Origin of the sequence: Burkholderia sp. MBR-1, from assembly GCF_013822785.1 — a bacterium.
Lineage (GTDB): Bacteria > Pseudomonadota > Gammaproteobacteria > Burkholderiales > Burkholderiaceae > Burkholderia > Burkholderia vietnamiensis.
Genome location: NZ_CP053611.1, coordinates 995,586 through 1,012,335, shown reverse-complemented (window position 1 = coordinate 1,012,335; position 16,750 = coordinate 995,586). Strand labels below are relative to the sequence as shown.

12 protein-coding genes are annotated in these 16,750 nt (G+C 69.6%); 9 read left to right on the top strand and 3 right to left on the bottom strand.

What is annotated here, in order from left to right; genetic code table 11:
- Positions 1-201: 201 nt before the first annotated feature.
- From ehuR to MBR110_RS28835, 9 genes are all read left to right on the top strand, one after another.
- Entirely contained in the window at positions 202-1,614 is a 1,413-nt protein-coding gene (gene ehuR / locus MBR110_RS28875; RefSeq protein ID WP_060081035.1) for a MocR-like ectoine utilization transcription factor EhuR, read from the top strand.
- Positions 1,615-1,740: 126 nt separating this feature from the next.
- Positions 1,741-2,712: a hydroxyectoine utilization dehydratase EutB gene (gene eutB / locus MBR110_RS28870; protein ID WP_060081034.1), complete on the top strand. Its 972-nt coding sequence runs from the start codon at positions 1,741-1,743 to the stop codon at positions 2,710-2,712.
- 1 nt (position 2,713) lies between these two features.
- Positions 2,714-3,718, top strand: a complete 1,005-nt coding sequence (locus MBR110_RS28865) for a cyclodeaminase (protein WP_059738850.1) — start codon at positions 2,714-2,716, stop codon at positions 3,716-3,718.
- A gap of 10 nt (positions 3,719-3,728) precedes the next feature.
- The gene (doeA, locus tag MBR110_RS28860) at positions 3,729-4,937 is read left to right on the top strand and encodes an ectoine hydrolase DoeA (RefSeq protein WP_176300875.1); all 1,209 of its coding nucleotides are present in this window, start codon (positions 3,729-3,731) and stop codon (positions 4,935-4,937) included.
- Positions 4,938-4,941: 4 nt separating this feature from the next.
- Positions 4,942-5,979 (top strand): N(2)-acetyl-L-2,4-diaminobutanoate deacetylase DoeB, encoded by a 1,038-nt coding sequence (doeB, locus tag MBR110_RS28855; RefSeq protein ID WP_176300874.1) that lies wholly within the window; start codon positions 4,942-4,944, stop codon positions 5,977-5,979.
- A gap of 13 nt (positions 5,980-5,992) precedes the next feature.
- Positions 5,993-6,463, top strand: a complete 471-nt coding sequence (locus MBR110_RS28850) for an Lrp/AsnC family transcriptional regulator (protein WP_059453391.1) — start codon at positions 5,993-5,995, stop codon at positions 6,461-6,463.
- A 123-nt stretch (positions 6,464-6,586) separates the two neighbouring features.
- Positions 6,587-8,065 carry an NAD-dependent succinate-semialdehyde dehydrogenase gene (locus MBR110_RS28845; protein ID WP_176300873.1) on the top strand — a complete coding sequence of 493 codons (1,479 nt, stop codon included), beginning with the start codon at positions 6,587-6,589 and terminating at the stop codon, positions 8,063-8,065.
- A 31-nt stretch (positions 8,066-8,096) separates the two neighbouring features.
- Positions 8,097-9,491 carry an aspartate aminotransferase family protein gene (locus MBR110_RS28840; protein WP_176300872.1) on the top strand — a complete coding sequence of 465 codons (1,395 nt, stop codon included), beginning with the start codon at positions 8,097-8,099 and terminating at the stop codon, positions 9,489-9,491.
- Positions 9,492-9,731: 240 nt separating this feature from the next.
- Positions 9,732-11,444 carry a methyl-accepting chemotaxis protein gene (locus tag MBR110_RS28835; protein ID WP_176300871.1) on the top strand — a complete coding sequence of 571 codons (1,713 nt, stop codon included), beginning with the start codon at positions 9,732-9,734 and terminating at the stop codon, positions 11,442-11,444.
- Between the two features lie 335 nt (positions 11,445-11,779).
- On the opposite strand, the gene MBR110_RS28830 is transcribed toward MBR110_RS28835, so the two are convergent.
- From MBR110_RS28830 to MBR110_RS28820, 3 genes are all read right to left on the bottom strand, one after another.
- Entirely contained in the window at positions 11,780-13,165 is a 1,386-nt protein-coding gene (locus MBR110_RS28830) for an MFS transporter (protein WP_034194409.1), read from the bottom strand.
- Between the two features lie 639 nt (positions 13,166-13,804).
- Positions 13,805-15,514 (bottom strand): dihydroxyacetone kinase family protein, encoded by a 1,710-nt coding sequence (locus MBR110_RS28825; RefSeq protein ID WP_034194410.1) that lies wholly within the window; start codon positions 15,512-15,514, stop codon positions 13,805-13,807.
- Positions 15,515-15,759: 245 nt separating this feature from the next.
- Positions 15,760-16,650 (bottom strand): LysR substrate-binding domain-containing protein, encoded by an 891-nt coding sequence (locus MBR110_RS28820; RefSeq protein ID WP_059895376.1) that lies wholly within the window; start codon positions 16,648-16,650, stop codon positions 15,760-15,762.
- Between the last annotated feature and the right edge of the window lie 100 nt (positions 16,651-16,750).

The window sequence follows — 16,750 nt, the reverse complement described above, 5'->3', positions numbered from 1 at the left end:
GCCGCATCGCCCGACCGATCGATTAGTCGTACCGTTCGTGTCGACGTGCGCCATAGCGGTGCAGTACACCGGGCACGCGCCATGCGCGATGTCGCGCGCGGCACGCGACACCCGCGTCACACCGCACGCAATTGCACTAGGACAATATTTTGAGGGTGTCTTTCTGAGCGACCATGCGCAGGCAACGACGGAGACATCGAGATGGGACGGACCGAGGTATCTGCGCGCTGGCACGAAGCGATCGGCGCGGTGCACGGCATCGAGTCGAAATACAAGCGGCTCGTGAAGGCGATCGCCGCCGACATCGACAGCGGCGCGCTCGCCGCGGGCGCGCGGCTCGCGCCGCAGCGCGACGTCGCCGCGAGCCTCGGCGTCAGCGTGCAGACGGTCACGAACGCCTACAAGGAACTTGAAAGGCAGGGGCTGATCCGCTGCGAAGTCGGCCGCGGCAGCTTCGTCGCCGCGCGCGTCACCGAATCGATGTCGAACTACATCCTCGACACGGCCGAGCGCGAGCTGGTCGACTTCTCGATCGCGCGGATCGTCCATACGCCCGAGCACGACGCCGCGTGGCGCACCGTCTGCGCGGCGCTGGCCGATGCCGGCGACCAGCCGTGGATCCGCTCGTTCCGGCCGATCGCCGGCCTCGACGCGCATCGCGAGGCCGGCGTCGCGTGGCTTGCGTCGCTGAACCTCGCGGTCGACCGCGAATCGCTGCTGATCACCAACGGGGCGGCGCACGGCATCTTCCTCGCGCTCGCCTCGATCGTCGGGCCCGGCGACACCGTGCTGTGCGAGAGCCTGACCGACCACGGCGTGATCGGCTCCGCGAACGTGCTCGGGTTTACGCTGAAAGGACTCGAGATCGACGAGCACGGCATCCGCCCCGAGCATTTCGAGGAGATGTGCGACGGCGAACGCATCAGCGCGCTGGTCTGCACGCCGACGCTGAACAATCCGACGGTGTCGGTGATGCCCGACTCGCGCCGCAAGTCGATCGCACGCATCGCGTCGCGCTACGGCGTCTACGTGATCGAGGACGACGTGTACGGCCCGTTGCCGGCCAGAACGGCCACGCCGATCGCGAGCCTCATACCGGAGCTCGGCTTCTACTGCACCAGCATGACGAAATCGGTGCTGACGGGGCTGCGCACCGGTTATCTCGCGATGCCGCGGCGGCTCGCGCTGCGCGTGGAGAGCGTGTTGCGCGTGAGCAGCTGGATGGCGACCTCGCCGATCGCGGAGATCGCGACCCGCTGGATCGTCGACGGCACCGCGCGGCGGCTCGTCGAACTGCAGCGGCAACGGCTCGCGCTGCGCCAGGACATGGTGAAGGCCGCGCTCGGCCCGTACATCCTCGGCGCGCATCCGAACGCGTTGTCCGCGTGGCTGCGCGTGCCCGACTACTGGCAGGCCGACCGGCTCGTGCGCGAGCTGCGCACGCGCAAGATCGCGGTGACGTCGCCCGACCCGTTCGTGGTCGGCGGCGCCGAGCGGCCGAACGCGGTGCGCGTGTGCATCGGCGCGGAGACCACCGACGCCGCGTGCAACGCGGCGCTCGAGACCATCGCGCGCGTATTCGAACAGTATCCGCACGTGCACGACTTCCACTGAAGCGACGGCCGCGCCCGACGCCCGTCACCTGATACCTGATACGCGCCGCACAATGTATCAGGACATTCGAAAGCGCCATTTGGAACATTAGACTGGATCGCACCATATCGATGAGGCGTGCGTTTCATGTCCTTCCTGTCGCTGTCCGACGTTTACCGCGCACGCCGACGCATTGCCGGGCATGCGTGCGTCACGCCGCTCGTCGGCTCGGCCGCGCTGTCGGCGCGGCTCGGCGTGCCGGTCCATCTGAAGCTCGAGACGCTGCAGCCGACCGGCAGCTTCAAGCTGCGGGGCGCGACCAATGCGCTCGCCGAGCTGGCCGCGCAGCACGTGACGCGCGTCGTCACCGCGTCGACCGGCAATCATGGCCGTGCGGTCGCGCATGCGGCGCGTGCGTTCGGTATCGAGGCGACGGTGTGCATGTCGTCGCTGGTGCCGGCGAACAAGGTCGACGCGGTGGCCGCGCTCGGCGCACGGATCGTGATCGCCGGCGACAGCCAGGACGACGCGCAAGCCGCCGCGCGGCAGCTCGTGCGCGATGAAGGCTACGTGTACGTGCCGCCGTTCGACGACCCGCGCATCGTCGCCGGGCAGGCGACGATCGGCGTCGAGATCCTCGAAGCGTTGCCGGATGCGGGCACGCTCGTCGTGCCGCTGTCGGGCGGCGGACTGTTTAGCGGCGTCGCGTTCGCGGCGAAGGCGATCCGCCCGTCGCTCGCGGTGATCGGCGTGTCGATGGCGCGCGGCGCGGCGATGCACGCGAGCATCGCGGCCGGTCATCCGGTCGACGTCGACGAACGGCCGACGCTCGCCGATTCGCTCGGCGGCGGCATCGGCCTCCACAACCGCTACACGTTCGAGATGACGCGCGCCCTGATCGACGAGATCGTCCTGCTCGACGAACCGGCGATCGCGCGCGGCATCGCGCATGCGTATCGCGAAGAGCGGCTGGTCGTCGAAGGCGCCGGCGCCGTCGGCATCGCCGCGCTGCTCGACGAGCGGATCGCGCGTCGCGACTGCGACGGCCCGATCGTCGTCGTCGTCAGCGGCGCGAACATCGACATGGACGTGCATCGCCGTATCGTCTCGGAGCACTGACATGATTCCTCCCGTCACGCTGCTCGATCGCACGCAACTGCGCACGCTGGTGCCGCTCGACGTCGCCGCGATCGACCAGATCGAAGCCGCGTTCGTGTCGCTTGCGACCGAAGCGGTCGCGATGCCGCCGATCCTCAATCTGGCGTTACCGGAGCGCCACGGCGAAGTCGACGTGAAGACCGCCTATCTGCCGCGCTTCGACAGCTTCGCGATCAAGGTCAGCCCCGGCTTCTTCGACAACCCGTCGCTCGGGCTGCCGAGCCTGAACGGGTTGATGCTGGTGCTGTCCGCGCGCACCGGCCTGACCGAAGCCGTGTTGCTCGACAACGGCTACCTGACGGCCGTGCGCACCGCGGCGGCCGGCGCCGTCGCCGCACGGCGGCTCGCGCGCGCCGATGCGCGCCGCGCGGCCATCGTCGGCGCGGGCGAGCAGGCGCGGCTGCAGCTCGACGCGCTGATGCTCGTGCGCGACATCACGCACGTGACGGTCTGGGCGCGCGATGCCGAGCGCGCGGCGCGATTCGCGGACGACGCACGCGCCGCGCACGGGATCGACGCGACGGTCGCGCGCTCGGTGCATGCCGCGCTCGCCGACGCGGACGTCGCGGTCACCACGACGCCCAGCCGCGAGCCGCTCGTGCATGCCGCCGATCTCCATGCGGGGCTGCACGTGACGGCGATGGGCTCCGACGCGCACTACAAGACCGAGCTTGCGCCGTCGGTGTTCGGCGCGGCGCGCTACTTCTGCGACCGGCTGCAGCAGACGCGCGTCGCCGGCGAGCTCGCGCATGCGATCGCCGCGGGCGTGGTCGCGGCCGATGCGGTGTTTCCCGAACTCGGCGAGGTGATCGCCGGGCGGCGCGAGGGCCGCACGCAGCGCGACGACATCACGATCTGCGACCTGACCGGAACGGGCGCGCAGGACACCGCCATTGCCGTACTGGCGCTGCAACGCGCGCGCGCGGCGCGGGCGGGCACGATTTTCCACAACGACCTCACGACTTGAGAGGAGACAGATGTCCGCAGTCATCGACACCCACGAAGCCGCGCCGCGGCTTGCGTTCGAGCGCAGCGAATATGCGGCGCGCATCGCGAAGACGCGCACGGCGATGCAGCGGGCCGGCATCGACCTGCTGATCGTCACCGATCCGACCAACATGGCCTGGCTCACCGGCTATGACGGCTGGTCGTTCTACGTGCACCAGTGCGTGCTGCTGCCGATGGAAGGCGAGCCCGTCTGGTACGGCCGCGCGCAGGACGCGAACGGCGCGAAGCGCACCGCGTTCATGACGCACGAGAACATCGTCGGCTACCCCGACCACTACGTGCAGTCGCAGGACCGTCACCCGATGGACTACCTGGCGAGCGTGGTGATCGCCGCGCGCGGCTGGAGCACGCTGCGCATCGGCGTCGAGCTCGACAACTACTACTTCAGCGCGGCGGCCCATGCGTCGCTGCAGAAGCATCTGCCCACCGCGCGCTGGGTCGATGCGACCGCGCTCGTGAACTGGCAGCGCGCGGTGAAATCGCCGCGCGAGATCGAGTACATGCGCATCGCCGCACGCATCGTCGAACGCATGCATGCGCACATCTTCGACACCATCGAGCCCGGCATGAAGAAGAGCGACCTGGTCGCGCAGATCTACGCGACCGGGATCGCCGGCGCCGACGGCCACGGCGGCGACTATCCGGCCATCGTGCCGCTGCTGCCGACCGGCGCCGACGCGGCGGCCCCGCACCTGACCTGGGACGACTCGAGGTTCGCGCGCGGCGCCGGCACGTTCTTCGAGATCGCCGGCTGCTATCGCCGCTATCACTGCCCGCTGTCGCGCACCGTCTATCTCGGCAAGCCGCCTGCGCATTTCATCGAAGGCGAGCGCGCGGTGGTCGAAGGCATCGAGGCCGGCCTGGCCGCCGCGAAGCCCGGCAACGTGTGCGAGGACATCGCGAACGCGTTCTTCGCGGTGCTGCGCCGCGCGGGCATCGAGAAGGACAGCCGCTGCGGCTATCCGATCGGCGCGAGCTATCCGCCGGACTGGGGCGAGCGCACGATGAGCCTGCGCCCCGGCGATCGCACGGTGCTCGAACCCGGCATGACGTTCCACTTCATGCCGGGACTGTGGCTCGACGACTGGGGGCTCGAGATCACCGAAAGCATCCTGATCACTGACACCGGCGTCGAGACGTTCTGCCGTACGCCGCGCAAGCTGTTCGTGAAGGAGTAGAGCGATGCGCGCCTCTCCGATCACGCCGACCGTCGATCTCGATGCGGACGGTGTACAGCATGGCTTTCTGAAACTGCCTTACTCGCGCGACGATTCCGCGTGGGGCGCGATCATGATCCCGATCGCCGTCGTGAAACGCGGCGACGGGCCGACGGTGCTGCTCACCGGCGGCAATCACGGCGACGAATACGAAGGGCCGGTCGCGCTGGCGAAGCTCGCCGGCTCGCTGAAGGCGGCCGACGTGACCGGACGCGTGATCGTCGTGCCGTTCATGAACTACCCGGCGTTTCGCGCGGGCCGCCGCACGTCGCCGATCGACGCTGGCAATCTGAATCGCAGTTTCCCCGGTCGGCCCGATGGCACCGTCACCGAGAAGATCGCCGATTACTTCCAGCGTCACCTGTTGCCGCTCGCCACCCACGTGCTCGACATCCACGCGGGCGGCCGCACGCTCGACTTCGTGCCGTTCGCGGCGATTCACGTGCTGGAGAACCGCGAGCAGGAGGCGCGCTGCGAACGCGCGATGCGCGCGTTCGGCGCGCCGTATTCGATGCGGATGCTGGAACTCGACAGCGTGGGGCTGTTCGACACGGCCGCCGAGGCGGCCGGCAAGGTGTTCGTGTCGACCGAGCTGGGCGGCGGCGGCACGTCGACGGCCGCGAGCGTCGCGATCGCCGAGCGCGGTGTACGCGGCTTTCTCGAACATGCCGGCGTGCTCGCGAAGCGCGACGATGCAAGCGCGGCGGTGCGCGCCGCACCCCGCACGACCACGCTGCTCGACATGCCCGACGGCTCCTGCTTCACGACCAGCGAGCATCGCGGGCTGCTCGAGATGTGCCGCGATCTCGGCAGCGAGGTCGAGGCGGGCGACGTGCTCGCGCGCGCGCACGACATCGACCGCACCGGCGTCGCGCCGGTCGAATACGTCGCGCGGCGGCGCGGGCTGCTCGCGGCCCGGCATTTCCCTGGGCTCGTGCAGGCCGGCGACACGATCGCGGTGGTCGCCGACATCGTCGAGCGCAACATCCCGGTGGGCGTGTAGGAGCGCGCGCGACGTGATCAAGCTCGACCGATACGACCTGGCGATCCTGCGCATTCTCGAACGCGACGGCCGCATCACGAAATCGCGGCTCGCCGAAGCGGTGAACCTGTCGATCTCGCCCGCATGGGAGCGGGTGCGCAAGCTCGAGGAAAGCGGCGTGATACGCGGCTATCGCGCGGACGTCGACTGGGTCGGCACGTTCTCGGGCAGCCGCATCGTCGTCGAGGTGACGCTGTCGCGTCACACCGCGCCCGACATGCGGCGCTTCGAGGCGCGCGTGAGCGCCGCGCCCGAAGTCGCGCAGTGCTATGCGACCGGCGGCGGCGTCGACTACGTGCTGCACGTGGTCGCACGCGACATCGATCACTACCAGCGCTTCATCGACGCATTGCTGATGGACGACCTCGGCATCGAGCGCTACTTCACGTACATCGTGACGAAGGTCGTCAAGCGCGACGCGGGCGGCGCGCCGGACTGGCATTGAAACTTCGCGCGGACCGCGCTCAATACGGAAAAAACCGCAAGAACGGCGCGCCGAAACCGAATATTTCGCATCCGTCGGCACGACAGAATGAAGCTCGTGACCCACCCAACGAGGAGACGCAGCATGCTGCCCGGACACCCGGTCCTGTTCAAGTCGATGTGCTATGTCGACGGTCGCTGGATCCACAGCGACAGTGCCGCGACGCGCGCCGTCGTGAATCCCGCCGATCAGTCGGTGATCGGTCACGTGCCGATGCTCGAGCGCGCGCAGATCGTAGGTGCGGTCGACGCCGCGCAGCGCGCGTTCGGCACGTGGCGCTGGACGCCGCAAGCCGCACGCAGCGCGGCGCTGCTGCGCTGGCACGCGCTGATCCTGCGGCATCTCGACGATCTCGCCGCGCTGCTGTCGCTCGAGCAGGGCAAGCCGCTCGCCGAAGCGCGCGGCGAGATCCGCTATGCGGCGAGCTTCGTCGAATGGTTCGCGAACGAGGCGAAACGCACCGCGGGCCGCACCATCCCGACACATATCGACGGCGCACACCTCGGCACCGTGATGGAGCCGGTCGGCGTCGCCGCATTGATCACGCCGTGGAATTTCCCCGCGGCGATGATCACGCGCAAGGCGGCCGCCGCGCTCGCGGTCGGTTGCACGGTGGTCGTGAAGCCCGCGCACGAGACGCCGTTCTCGGCGCTCGCGCTCGCGCAGCTGGCCGACGAGGCCGGCTTCCCGGCCGGCGTGTTCAACGTCGTGCTCGGCGAGCCGCAAATGGCGATGGAGGCGCTCGTCGGCGATGCGCGCGTGCGCGCGGTGAGCTTCACCGGCTCGACGCGGGTCGGCCGGCTGGTCACCGAGACGGCGGCGAAAGCCGGCATTCGCAAGATCGCGCTCGAACTGGGCGGCAATGCGCCGTTCATCGTGACCGACGATGCCGATCTCGACGACGCGGTGCGGATCGCCGTCGGCGCGAAGTTCCAGACGTCCGGACAGGATTGCTGCGCGGCGAACCGGATCTTCGTCGCGCGTGCGCTGTACGACGCGTTCGTCGGCCGCTACGCCAGCGCCGTGCGCGCGTTGAAAACAGGGCCCGCGTTCGAGTCCGGCGCCGACGTCGGGCCGCTGATGCATCAGGCGGCGTTCGACGCGACCGTCGCGCGGGTCGACGACGCACGCGCACGCGGCGCGCGCATCGTCGCGGGTGGCCGGCCGCATGCGTTGGGCGGCTGGTTCTACGAACCGACGGTGATCGCGGACGCCGCGCCGGGCATGCGCGTGTACGACGAGGAAAACTTCGCGCCGATCTCGGCCGTGTGCGCGTTCGACACGCTCGACGAAGTCGTCGCGCGCGCGAACGACACCGAGTACGGGCTGGCCGCCTACGTATGCGCGACGCGCATCGACACGATCTTCCAGCTCGTGCGGCGGCTCGACTTCGCGATGGTGTCGGTCAACGGCGTGAAGTTCACCGGCGCGCCGATTCCGTTCGGCGGGATGAAGGCGTCGGGCCTCGGCCGCGAAGGCGGCGTCGAGGGCTTCGAACCGTTCACCGAAACCAAGTACTTCTGCCTCGGCAATCTCGGCCTGCCCGTCGCGGCGACGGCCTGACATCCATACGACCCAATTCAAGGAGCACATCATGAAGCAATCGATCGACGCACTGCTGCGCGCGGACCGCGCCCATTTCATGCATCCGTCGACGCACGCGTACGACCACGAAAGCGGCGCGCTGCCGGGCAGGATCGTGCGGGGCGCGCACGGCATTCGCATCGAGGACCACGAGGGCCGGCGCTATATCGACGCCTTCGCCGGGCTCTACTGCGTGAACATCGGCTACGGCCGCACCGAAGTGGCCGATGCGATGCACGAGCAGGCGAAGCAGCTCGCGTATTACCACACGTATGTCGGCCACGCGTCGGACGCGATCATCGAGCTGTCGTCGCGCATCATCGAATGGGCGCCGGCGGGGATGAAGAAGGTCTACTACGGGATGTCGGGTTCCGACGCGAACGAGACGCAGGTGAAGCTCGTCTGGTACTACAGCAACGTGCTCGGCCGCCCGAACAAGAAGAAGATCATCTCGCGCGAGCGCGGCTATCACGGCTCGGGCATCGTGACGGGAAGCCTCACCGGGCTGCCGAGCTTCCATCAGCATTTCGATCTGCCGATCGACCGCGTGAAGCACACGGTGTGTCCGCACTGGTATCGCAACGCGCCGGTGGGGATGAGCGAAGCGCAGTTCGTCGCGTACTGCGTCGACGAGCTCGAGAAGCTGATCGCGCGTGAAGGCGCCGACACGATCGCCGCGTTCATCGCGGAACCGGTGATGGGCACCGGCGGCATCATCGCGCCGCCGGCCGGCTATTGGCCCGCGATCCAGGCCGTGCTGCGCCAGCACGACATCCTGCTGATCAGCGATGAAGTCGTGTGCGGGTTCGGCCGCCTCGGTTCGAAGATGGGCGCGCAGCATTTCGGCATCGAGCCGGACCTGATCACCGTCGCGAAGGGACTGACGAGCGCCTATGCGCCGCTGTCGGGCGTGATCGTCGGCGACAAGGTGTGGGACGTGATCGCCCGCGGCTCGCAGGCGCACGGGCCGATGGGGCACGGCTGGACGTATTCGGGCCACCCGGTGTGCGCCGCTGCCGCGCTGGCGAACCTCGCGATTCTCGAGCGCGAGAATCTGGTCGGCAACGCCGCCGAAGTGGGGGCGTATTTCGGCGCGAAGCTACGTGACGCGTTCGGTGCGCATCCGCTCGTCGGCGAAGTGCGCAGCGTCGGGATGCTGGCCGCGCTCGAATTCATGGCCGACCGCGACGCGCGCACGCCGTTCGATCCGGCGCTGAAGATCGGCGCGCAGGTGTCGGCCGCCGCGCTGCGGCGCGGCGTGATCGCACGCGCGATGCCGCATGGCGACATTCTCGGGTTCGCGCCGCCGCTCGTGATGACGCGCGCGGAAGCCGACGAGATCGTCGGTATCGTGAAGGAAGCCGTGGACGAAGTGGCGGAGCGCAATCTGGCCGCCGTGTCGTGAGTTCGTTGCGGCCCTGGCCCTGATACGCGCCGCTGCTGCGCGCGAGACGACGCCGTCGCACGGGAGTGCGACGGCGTCGTTGCTTTTGGGTTCAGGCGGAGCGGGCTGCCGCTGTCCGCGTGTGTTCGCCAACCGACCCCATCACACGATTCGCATGCTGTCCGAAATTTTCCTTAAGCAAACGTGTGCGCGGCCGTAAACAACGAATAACAACAATCTGACATTGCTCCGAGGGCCAAAATGAGAGAGATGAAAGTATCCAGCCGCCTGATGCTGGGTTTCGGGCTGCTGACGATCCTGCTGGTGACCGTAGCCGGGACCGCGTTTTACGGCATGTGGCAACTGCATGGCCAGCTGGACACCATCGCGCGCGTGAACAACACCGAAGCGAAGCTCGCCAACCGGCTTCGCGCGACGATCCAGGATCGCGCGATCGCCGTCCGGAATCTGGCGCTGCTCACCGATCAGCAGGAGATGGCGCAGGAAGCCGAGCGCATCAAGAAGCAGGACGACATCTACGCGGATGCGTATCAGAAACTCGCGCGCATGTTCGCCGACGAGCCGGCGACGACCGAGCGCGAGCGGACGCTGGTGGCCGCGCTCAAGCGGGACGAGGCGGCGGCCCAGCCGGCGTTGCGCAAGGCGGCCCAGCTCGGCCTGAGCAACGACCCGGCGGCGGCTACCAAGGAGCTGATGGAGAACGCGAGGCCGCCGCAGCGTGTGTGGCTGGCGCGGGCGACGGAGCTCGCCAATTTCGAGGACGAGATGAACGAGCAGGCGAAGCAGGATGCGGCCGCGACGTACGCGAGCGTGCGCGCGCTGGTCGCGGCGATCGTCGGCGGTTCGCTGCTCGTCGCCGTCGCGACGACGATCGTCATCGCGCGCAGCATTCTGCGTCAGCTCGGCGGCGAGCCGTCGGTCGCGCAACACGCGGCGGCGCAGATCGCCGACGGCAACCTGATGATCGACCTGCCGGTCGCGCACGGCGATTCATCGAGCCTGATGTCGTCGCTCGATGCGATGCGCGCGCGGCTCACGACGATCGTGCAGGGCATCAAGGTGTCCGCGGAGTCGATCTCGCTCGCCGCCGCGGAGGTCGCGCAGGGCAACGTCGATCTGTCGCAGCGCACCGAGGAGCAGGCCGCCTCGCTGGAAGAAACGGCGGCGAGCATGGAGCAGCTCACGTCGACCGTCCGGCAAAACACCGAGAATGCGCGCCAGGGCAGCACGCTGGCGGCAGCGGCCTCGCAGACGGCCGCGTCCGGCGGCACCGTCGTGAAGCAGGTGGTCGGCACGATGGAAGACATCGCGTCCAGCTCGCAGAAGGTCGCCGAGATCATCTCCGTCATCGAAGGGATCGCGTTCCAGACCAATATCCTGGCGCTCAACGCGGCCGTCGAAGCGGCGCGCGCGGGCGAGCAGGGGCGCGGCTTCGCGGTGGTCGCCGGCGAGGTGCGCACGCTGGCGCAACGCAGTGCCGTCGCGGCCAAGGAGATCAAGGAGCTGATCGAGACGTCGGTGACGCACGTCGCCGCCGGCTCGGCGCTGGTGTCGAACGCCGGAACGACGATGGACGAGATCGTCCGCTCGGTCAGACGCGTGACCGACATCATGGGCGAGATCGCGTCCGCATCGAGCGAGCAAAGCACGGGGATCGAGCAGGTCAACGTCGCCGTCACGCAGATGGACGAGGTGACGCAGCAGAACGCCGCTCTGGTCGAGCAGGCGACGGCTGCGGCGCAGTCGATGGCCGATCAGGCGGACAGCCTGAAGGCGGCGGTGGCGATATTCAAGGTCGAGTCGAGGTCGCAGCCGGCGGCGGCTGCAGCGTCGGCGCCGGTCGCGGCGGCTGCGCGCACGCCGGCACGCGGCGCGAAGCGCCCTGTTCGCGAAACCGGCAAGGTCGGCAACGCACCGGCGCGAGTCGGAGGCGCGGATTGGGCGACGTTCTGAGTCGATCTGCAGCGCTGCGCATGAGGCGATTGGCTCACCTTCGGTGAGTCGTCGGTCATGAGGCCGTCGCGGCACGCCGTTCGTGAGGCCGTTGGCAGGTGCGGCGCCTAAGGAGCCGCACGCGAAAGCGCCGGCGCCTCGGAGCCTCGCCAAGCAACCGGTGTCGACGGCCGCGCATGCGCGATCGAAACGGACGGCCGCGCGATCCTCCGCGCGCTGCGACGACATCGCTGATCCCGCCGCACCTGAAACGCAGATCGCCCGCCGTCCGGTGCCGGGCGGCGGGCGATTCGACGGTTACCGTTTATGGGAGGCGCTGCGTGCTCGGTCGCGCGTCAACGCGCTTGCCCCGGCACCGCGTCGCCGCGCAGCGAGCAGCCGCGCGTCTCGATCACCGCCGACAGCGCGACGAGCCCGACCGCGCACGCGGCCATCATGTAGTAGGCGGGGATCATCGTGTTGCCGGTCTTGCCGATCAGCCAGTCGTTGACGATCGGCGCGGTGCCGCCGAACAGCGACGTCGACACGTTGTACGCGATCGCCATGCCCGCATAGCGCACGTGGGTCGGAAACATCGCCGGGAACATCGCGGAAATGGTCGCGAGCTGCGGCACGTACAGCAGGCCGAGCACCGCGAAGCCGACGAATGCGCCGAGCACGCCGTGCGTCATCAGCGCGAACATCGGCACGGCCGCGACGAACAACCCGACGAGCGAGATCCACCACATCGTCTTGCGGCCGACGCGATCCGACAGCCAGCCGGCGAACGGCAGCAGCACCATCATCGCGAGCATGCCGAGCAGCGGAATCAACAGCGACAGGTTTTCGCTGACGCCGAGTTCCTTGTGCATGTAGGTCGGCATGTACGCGAGCAGCACGTAGTTGACGACGTTCAGCGCCACGACGAGCCCGCCGAGCAGCAGCAGCGGCCTCGCATAGCGGACCAGCAGCCGGCCGAGCGGCAGCGCGGCGGCCGCGGCGCTCTGCTCGCGCCGCTGCGCCTGTTCTTCGAGCTCGCGGAACACCGGCGTTTCCTCGAGGCGCGAGCGCAGGTAGAAGCCGATCAGCCCGAGCGGCGCCGCGACGAGGAACGGTAGTCGCCAGCCCCAGGCGTGCATCGCGGTGTCGCCGAGCAGCAGCGCGAAGCCGAGCATCAGCAGCGCGCCGAGCGAAAACCCGGCGAGCGTCGCGAACTCGAGGAAGCTGCCGCACAGGCCGCGTCGCGCGTCGGGCGCGTATTCGGCGATGAAGGTCGCCGCGCCGCCGTATTCGCCGCCGGTCGAGAAGCCCTGCACCATGCGCAGCACGATCAGGGCGGCCGGCGCGAGCCAGCCGGCGCTCGCGTAGGTCGGCAGCACGCCGACCAGCAGCGTGGCGCCCGACATCGTCAGGACGGTCAGCGCGAGCACGCGCTTGCGGCCGAGGCGGTCGCCGAGCGGGCCCCAGAACAGGCCGCCGAGCGGACGGATCAGGAACGAGATCGCGAACGTGCCGAGCGCGAACAGCGTCGCGCTGGCCGTGCTGCCCGGAAACAGCGCGGCCGAAATATAGGCGAGCCCGTACGCGTAAATGCCGTAGTCGAACCATTCGGTCGCATTGCCGAGGGCCGCGGCCGCGATCGCGACGCGCGGCAGACAGTGCGGCTCATCGCCGCGGGAAGCCGCGTCGTCCGCAACGGAAGCGGCCGCGGAAACGGAAGTCATCGATGGCACGTATCGCATGAGGGATCCTCGCTATCAGCATGCGCCCGGACGGGCGCCGACGAGGATCAAAGTAATCCCGCCAATTAGCGACGCCGGATGTCATAGGACGATGTGAGGATCGGGGTTTTCCCCGGGGAGGGGAGCTGGGGTGGGGTGGTGATGCGAGGTGATGCGAGGTGATGCGAGGCCCCCGCGGCGCAGAGCGGGACCGCATGGCAAGGCATGGCCCGAAGCGGCACAACAATGCACAGCACGGCACGACATACCACGCGTCGCGCGCGCTTGCTGCGGCCCCCGTTTGCAGCGTCCGCTTTACCTCCCGCGACGCGGGCGACATGGCGGTCCGCTCCAGCGACGCACCACGCGAGCGCGCCAGCCGACGACAACGACGCCAAACCGGGTGCGCCACGCCGCGCCCAGCCCTACCACGCGCGCGATGGCCGCACACGCCCGCCCGCGCCCCTTCTACCGCACGTGTGGCTGCAACGCGCACAGCCGGTCGCGGGCGACATGGCGGGCGGTTCCATGCCTCCAGCGACGCACCCCGCGAGCGCGCCGGCCGGCGACAACGATGCCGAACCGAGTGCGCCACGCCGCGCCCAGCCCTACCACGCACGCGATGGCCGCAAACGCCTGCCCGCGGCGCCCGCGCCCCGCCTACCGCACGTGCGGCAGCAACGCGCGCAGCCAGTACGTGACGGCCACGGCGCCGCCGTCCGGCGTACCGAGCGCGCGCGTGCCGAGATAGCTCGCCCGTCCCGCGCGCGGCGGCATGTCGGCCGTTTGCCGCGCGCCGTGTTCGGCGGCCTGCACGGCGGCCGCCCATGCGCTCGCGACGTCGTGGTCGTGATCGAGCGCGCGGCCGAACGCGTCGGCGGCCGGCACCAACGCATCGAGCATCGTGCGGTCGCCCGCGCGCGCGCCCCCGAGTTCGCTGATCGCGTCGGCTGCGCCGCGCAGCGCAGCCGCCCAGTCGCGCGCGGACGGCGCGATGGGGTCCGACGCGTCGGCAAGGCGCCGCGATGCGCGCAACAACGCGCTCGCATAGAACGGTCCCGAACTGCCGGCGATCGCGCGCCGCAACGCGGCGCCCAACGCCGCGAGCGTAGCGGCCGGCGCGCCGTAGGCGGTGTCCGGCAGCGCGAGGATCGCCTGCGCGGCGCGATGCATGCTCGCGCCGAGATCGCCGTCGCCGGCCGCGGTATCGAGCTCCGTCAGCGTCGCTTCGTGGTCGAGCAGTGCTTGCGCGACCGCGCGCAGCGCCGGCTGCAAACGCGCAGCCCATGCGCTCGCGGCCGCATCGACCGGCTGGGGCGGCGGCTCGTGCGCGACCGGCGCGTCGATTCGAACATGCGGGTTCACTGCGCCGCCGCCGGGCCATGCGCGCGCCTGCGTCGGCGCGTCGAGCAGCGCGGCCCGTTCGTCGTTCAGCCGCAGCAGCGAGATCGAGCAGCCCGGCATGTTCAGCGCCGACAGGAACGTGCCGGCCCAGGCGCGTGCGACCGTGATGCCGCGCCGGGTCAGGTTGTCGTACGCGGCGCGCAGCACGATCGCGAGCTCCATGTCGGGCGTCGCGCCGAGGCCGTTGACCAGCAGCGCGACGCGTTCGCCGCGATCGAGCACGAGGTCGGCGACGATGCGCGACAGCAGCGTCTCGACCAGCGCGTCGGCCGGCAGCGGCGCGGTGCGTTCGACGCCTTTCTCGCCGTGGATGCCGAGGCCCAGCTCGATCTCGTGATCGGCGAGGCTGAACCCGGACTTGTCCGCGCCGGGGATCGTGCAGCCATCCAGCGCGACGCCCATCGTGCCGAGCTCGGCGGCCGCCTCGCGCGCGACGGCCGCGACGCGCGCGAGCGGCAGCCCGCGTGCGGCGGCGGCGCCGGCCAGCTTGTGAATCAGCACGGTGCCGGCGATGCCGCGCCGCTGGCCGCGCTCGACGACACCGCGCAGCGACACGTCGTCGGCGACGATCACCATCTCGACCGGGATGCCTTCCGCGCGGGCGAGTTCGGCGGCCAGCCCGAAATTGAGGCGGTCGCCGGTGTAGTTCTTCACGACCAGCAGCGCGCCGTTCGGCCCGGCGCTCGCGCGGATCGCGGCGAGCACGGCGTCGGTCGACGGCGACGTGAACACCTCGCCGCACACGGCCGCGCTCAGCATGCCTTCGCCGACGTAACCGCCGTGCGCGGGCTCGTGGCCGCTGCCGCCGCCGGACAGCACGGCGACCGGCCGGCGCGACGGCTCGGGCAGCGGCTGGCGCACGAGCACGTGCTCGTCGCCGAGGATCGCGACATGCGGCGACTGCCGCGCGATGCCTTCGAGCATTTCGCTAACGACATCGGACGGGAGGTTCACGAGCTTCTTCATGGCGAGGGTTCCTGACGGTGGTGCGCAGGGCGGCCGAACCGGGCGGTCTGCGGGCGGTTGATCGTACGCGGTGGGCGGCGGCAATGAAGCGCCGCCCGCCGCGTGACGTCGCATCCGAGCATTCGTAGCACGAATGTAACGAAAATGGCGTCGCTCAGGGGGCCTCGACGCATCGGTCGCATGCGCAGGCCGACGCCCGCATGGCGGCTCGCGCCGAGCGAGCGTGTCGTCGTCGGCACGATTTGTCAGCACGCTTTCAGCAGCCATTCGCGAAACGCGGCCAGCGACGGCAGCGTTTCGTTTTCCGGCGGATACACGAGATAGTAGCTGCGCCGGCTCGTGATCGCGTCGCCGATCGGCACGAGCTCGTGGCGGGTCAGTTCGTCTTCGACGAGCACCTTCGGCACCAGGCCGATGCCGATGCCGGCCCGCACGGCCTGGATCAGGTGCGACGTCAACTCGAAGCTCGGCCCGACCCGCATGTCGCGATGATCGAGGCCGAAATGCGCGAACCACTCGGCCCACGCGTGCTGATTGCTGGTCACGCCCAGCAGCGTCTGGCCGGCCGCCCAGGCGGGCGCCCGTGCCTTGGCGTTGCGCCGCCCGGCAGCGGCGGGCCTGGCGATCGCGATCAGGAATTCGTTGGACAGCCGGTGCGCGTGCAGGCCCGGCCAGTCGCCGGTGCCGACCGTGATGGCCGCATCGACGTCGTCGGTATGAAAGTCGATCGCGCCGATCCGCGAATGCAGGTGCACCGTCACGCCCGGATGCGCGGCGTAGAAGCCGTGCAGATGCGGCAGCAACCATTTCGAACCGAAGGTCGGCAACGTCGCGAGCCGCAGCGTGCCGGCGCCGGCCTGATGCGACATCGCCTGCAGCGTCGCGCCGCGGATGCGCCCGAGCGCGCCGCTCACCTCGGCGAAGTAGCGCCGCCCGACCTCGGTCAGCTTCACGGAGCGGCCCTCGCGCCGGAACAGCGCGACGCCGAGTTGAGCCTCGAGCGTCTGCACCTGCCGGCTGATCGCGCTCTGGCTCAGCGACAGCTCGTCGGCGGCACGCGTGTAGCTCTCGTGCCGTGCGGCGGCTTCGAACACCAGCAAGAGCGACATCGACGGGGTCAGGCGGCGATAATTCATGAGTTTTATGCAAGCGTTGATGGGGCAGAATTCGTTTGTTTGTCGGACCGTTCCGCAAGATACTGGATTTCCCGCGCGCGTGGAAACTTGCTCAAAACTC